3 protein-coding genes and 1 pseudogene are annotated in these 4,778 nt (G+C 60.9%); 3 read left to right on the forward strand and 1 reads right to left on the reverse strand.

What is annotated here, in order from left to right:
- Positions 1–328: 328 nt before the first annotated feature.
- Positions 329–706, reverse strand: a complete 378-nt coding sequence (locus tag SO140_RS45305) for a DUF2946 domain-containing protein (protein ID WP_498544140.1) — start codon at positions 704–706, stop codon at positions 329–331.
- A gap of 429 nt (positions 707–1,135) precedes the next feature.
- Between SO140_RS45305 and SO140_RS45310 the strand changes: the two genes are divergently transcribed.
- From SO140_RS45310 to SO140_RS45320, 3 genes and pseudogenes are all read left to right on the forward strand, one after another.
- Entirely contained in the window at positions 1,136–3,343 is a 2,208-nt protein-coding gene (locus tag SO140_RS45310) for a TonB-dependent receptor (protein WP_498544141.1), read from the forward strand.
- 63 nt (positions 3,344–3,406) lie between these two features.
- Positions 3,407–4,181: pseudogene (locus tag SO140_RS45315) on the forward strand (IS5 family transposase).
- Entirely contained in the window at positions 4,147–4,647 is a 501-nt protein-coding gene (locus tag SO140_RS45320; protein ID WP_498544142.1) for a GFA family protein, read from the forward strand. The pseudogene SO140_RS45315 and the gene SO140_RS45320 overlap by 35 nt, the downstream one beginning before the upstream one ends.
- Positions 4,648–4,778: the final 131 nt, after the last annotated feature.

Raw genomic sequence — 4,778 nt, forward strand, 5'->3', positions numbered from 1 at the left:
GATGCCGGCTGCCACTTGGCTTGCTGCCGGCGCTGCCGCTACTACTGGTTTCGCTTGTCGCCGAACAGAGGCTGTCCGCGTGTTCGGCTTGGCGGGTTTGGGCCGCGTTGAGGCGGGCGCCTCAACCGTGACCGGCGGCAGGATTTGCTGGCTCTGAGCGCTGGCCATTCTGGGCGCTGACATCAGCGTCATGCCCATGGCAACAGCACTCACGCCGCAGAGGGCATGAACGCGTGACATCTTTTAAAACCTTCCTGGCGGCGATATCTTGCGCGCCGCAAAACTACAGATTTACCGCTCGGCTTGGCCGAGCCAGGGACAAGTCTGGTCAGGAAGAATATGGCGGTGCGCGAGCCTGAGCTGGCGAGCCAAAGCGAAGGTCCGACAGACCCGGTGTCCGCTTCAGCCAATTGAATGGTGCCGATTCGCGGTACGGGGCTGCAAGAGCAACCTGCTTTGGGGTATCGGTGGATGCGGTCGCGCTCGCGAGGCAGCAAAACGCACATGCACTGCCGTGTTCTCCGTGGCCGCCGCCTTGATCGATGGGCCGATCCGGTGCTGAGCCGCTGTCGTGGCAGATCGCCGCGGCGCCCAATGGGTCCGAGGCTGCAATAGCTGTCGCCCAGCATGCACCGATCGGCGCAAGGACTTGCACCAACAAGGCGATGAGGAAGATCGGCAAATATCTTTGCAGTTGCGCCCGCATGGAATGCCCCTCAGAGACGACTACTAGATCATGGCGAAGGGCAAGTCGAGCGCCATGAAAAGACGGCGGCAGTGCAGGTCATCGAAGCGCCGGCCAGAATGCGATCACTGAGTGAGAGCTTGTCACCGCGTGGAAGCATCGTTTCCACGATAGTCACCCTTGTGTACGAGCATCACAAACGAATTTGGCTTTCAAAATGAGCGACTTGGAGCCACAGGCCCCGAGCGGACATCCGGGCCTGTGAATTGGCCCCGCTTTTGCTCTCGCCAGTATGATGAATTTGGGTAGACATCATACTGGTGTGGCGCTGTGGAAGGGTTGGGTGAAGTGACGGGGGGCTGCTTTCGGATGTCCGATCGGGGCAAAGTCTTTCTTCTTGTCGCCGCTGCTCTGTGTGGTGATGGTCGCGTCTCAGCCCAAGAGGCAGGCATGACGCACGAGTTGCCGCCCATCCAGGTCACCCGCGAAGAGCGAACTGGGCCGAAGCACCAGGTGGTATCGCGCCGCACGAGAAGGCCCGCGGCCTCGACGCGGCTCGCAGTGCATCCGGTCGTGGCTGCGGGCTCGGGCGCGCGCAGCACCGCTTCCGGTGCGGCCTCTCCGCCCGGGATGGCAAGCGAAACAACGGTGTCGGGCGAGGAGATGCGGGCGAGGCCTGCCACGCGTCCGGGCGAACTCCTGGAGGCCGTGCCGGGATTGATTGTCACTCAGCACTCCGGCGAAGGCAAAGCGAACCAGTATTTCCTGCGGGGGTACAATCTCGACCACGGCACGGACCTTGCGATCTATGTTGATGATGTCCCGGTCAACATGCGCACCCATGCGCATGGTCAGGGCTATGCCGATCTCAACTGGCTGATCCCGGAGACGGTCGCTGCAATGGACGTGCGCAAAGGGCCCTACTTCGCCGATGAAGGCGATTTCTCTTCGGTGGGCAGCGTGCATATCGGCCTGATCGACCGCATGGAGAAGGGCCTCGCTCAGCTGACCGCCGGCAGCTTCGGTTATCGCCGTTTGCTCGGCATGGATTCCGCGAAGGTCGGCGACGGCGCGCTACTCGTTGCCGGCGAGGTCGGCACCTACAACGGTCCCTGGGAAAACCCGGACGACGTGCGGAAGCTGAACGGTCTCGTGCGCTACAGCCAGGGTACGGCGACCGACGGCATCTCGGTCACCGGCATGGCCTACTCCAACAAGTGGAATTCGACCGACCAGGTGCCGCAGCGCGCGATTACCTCGGGTCTGATCGGCCGGTTCGGATCGGAGGATCCAAGCGACGGCGGTAACACCAACCGCTTTGCGATCTCGGCGCGCGTGGCACAAAGCGATGATGCCGGCTCCTGGAAGGCAAACGCTTATGTGGTGAAGAGCGAGCTCGACCTCTTCAACAACTTCACCTATTTCCTGAGTGACCAGACGTTCGGCGACCAGTTCCATCAGCATGACGACCGCCTGATGGCCGGCGCCAATATTGCGCGTACACTGAACGGCTCGTTCGCGGGGCTGCCAATGGAGACGACCTTCGGCCTGCAATCGCGCTATGACGCCATCGATCTTGGGCTGACTGATACCTTCCAGCGCAGCTTCCTCGCCAATGTTCGCAGCGACAAGGTGGGTGAAGGCAGCGTCGGAATCTATGCCGAGAACACCGTGCGCTGGACTGACTGGATCAGGACCACCGTCGGCTGGCGCGGCGACTATTATGCGGCCAACGTCAACTCTCTCTACAATGCCAACAATTCCGGCCATGTCGATGCCGCGATAGGCAGTCCGAAGTTCCGGATGGTCCTGGGTCCGTTCGACAAGACCGAGTTCTTCCTCGGCGCTGGCTATGGCATGCACAGCAACGACGCACGCGGCGCGACGACGACGGAAGACCCGAACGATCCGGCAACCAAGCTCTCGCCCTCGCCACTGCTTGTACGCACCAAGGGAGCGGAGGTAGGCGTGCGCAGCCGGATTATTCCCGGGCTCGATACCTCACTCAGCGTCTTCATCCTCGATCAGGATTCCGAGATATTGTTCAGCGGCGATGCCGGCGATACCTCCGCGACCCGCGCAAGCCGGCGCTATGGTTTCGAGTGGACCAACCACTATCGGCCCAAGTCCTGGATCGACATCGACGCCGATCTCGCCATGACGCATGCGCGGTTTCTTGGCAATGACAGCGACCAAGCCGCGGTCTATGCCTCCCTTGCCGGTTATCCGGAAGCGCAAATCGGCAACGCGCCCGGCAACTATATTCCGAACGCGCCGCCGATGGTGGCGTCCGCCGGCATTACGCTCGGCGAGAAGACCGGGTGGTTCGGTGGCCTGCGCTGGCGCTATCTCGCCGCGAGCCCGCTGACGGAAGACAACGCATTCCGCTCACAGCCGACGAGCGTCTTCAACGGACGCCTCGGTTACCGCACCGACAACGGCTGGCGCATCCAGCTCGACGTGCTCAACCTCTTCAACACGAAAGGGAACCAGATCACCTATGCCTACGGCTCGCTCTTGAAGACAGATTCGCTCTATAACGTCTGCTATGTGCAGCAGGCTGCCCCTGCAGCCGTATGCCAGAATGGCGTCATGGACTACGTTCTTCACCCCATCGAGCCGCTGGCGTTTCGTGTCACCATGGCGGGAGCTTTCTAGCGAGCCGGCAATACTAGCGGCGTGACGAGGTGGCCGGTTTTGCGTGCATTGGAGCCTCGGATAATGCGCTACGAACTCAGCGATTACGAATGGACCACCATCAAACTGATGCTGCCGAAGAAGCCGCGTGGCGTTCCGCGTGTAAATGATGGTCGCGTACTCAATGGCATCTTTTGGGTCCTGCGTTCAGGTGCTCCATGGCGCGACCTGCCTGGAACCTATGGCCCCCGCACCACCTGTTACAACCGTTCGTTCGTTGGCGGCGGGCTGGCGTCTGGGAACAGATTATGGATGCGCTGGCTGCTGGTCGTGACGCGGCGGTGCAGATGATCGATACCTCCGTCGTGCGCGTGCACCAGCACGGAGCCTGCGTCGCGGACAACAACCATCAGGATATGGGTCGCTCGCGAGGGGGCCTGACCAGCAAAATTCACGCGGTGGTAGATGCTAATGGCCTGCCCGTGCATCTCGCCCGTACGCCGGGTGAGGCACACGACAATCGGCTATGCTCAGTCCTCCTCAGCACTTTGCCTCCCAAGACTATGTTGCTCGCTGATCGTGGCTACGACGCGGACTATCAGGGAACTTGCCCGTCGCAAGGAGCATGGGCGACATTCCGCCGAAGCGAAATTGCAAAGACCCGATCTGCTTCAGCCCGTATCTGTATCGCGCACGCAACTTGACCGAACGGTTCTTCAACAAGATCAAGCAATGTCGGCGTGTTGCGACCAGGTATGACAAACTCGCCGCAAACTACCTTGCCTTCGTCAAGCTCGCATCCATCCGCATTTGGCTGCGCGCTAATGAGTCCGCGCCCTGCCAAAGTAGTGCTAGATGAGCTTTCGTGTTACCGTTCCGGACTCATTGGGAGGGAGCTACAGTGGGAGAGGACAGCGCGGTGCCAGTGTGGGCAGTTATCGATAACGGTTTCCGGTTCACCCACGCTTGTCAGCGCCTGCAATTGCAGCTGGTGCCAGCGTAGATCGGGAAGCGTATTTTCGGTGGCGTCGCGCTGGACATCGGACCAGGTAAAAGAGAGGACAGGGACGAGCAAGACATTCGAGCGTCCCGGGTCTTCTGGAGGACGAGTTTTGCTGGAGTTTTGTGGTGATTGCGGGTCCACCATTGCAACCAAGCTCGACGCGATGCCTGGGGTAGTTGGCATCCCTGTTGGCGCATTCCTTGACCCAAAGTTTCCGGCGCCGAGCGTAGTAGTCTGGTGCGATAGCAAAGCGGAGTGGATGAAGTTTCCGGACAACACCCTTCAATTGGTCGACCAGACCCCACCCGCTGCAAGCAGGTAATCTCGAAGCAGTGGGGCGTTGAACGCGGGTTTCGTAGCTTTGTCGGCCGCGGCACTCCGCATAATCCCGATGGTGGAAGGCAGGCGCCCCGCCGGAAGCGGAGCGCCCATGGCCGTTCATCGCGACCAGAT

The sequence above is a fragment of the Bradyrhizobium sp. UFLA05-108 genome, assembly GCF_059803455.1.

What these genes read in the sequence shown, in the direction of transcription:
- SO140_RS45305 (WP_498544140.1), bottom strand. Translation starts at nt 706, where the DNA reads ATGCGGGCGCAACTGCAAAGATATTTGCCGATCTTCCTCATCGCCTTG.
- SO140_RS45310 (WP_498544141.1), top strand. Translation starts at nt 1,136, where the DNA reads ATGACGCACGAGTTGCCGCCCATCCAGGTCACCCGCGAAGAGCGAACT.
- SO140_RS45320 (WP_498544142.1), top strand. Translation starts at nt 4,147, where the DNA reads ATGAGTCCGCGCCCTGCCAAAGTAGTGCTAGATGAGCTTTCGTGTTAC.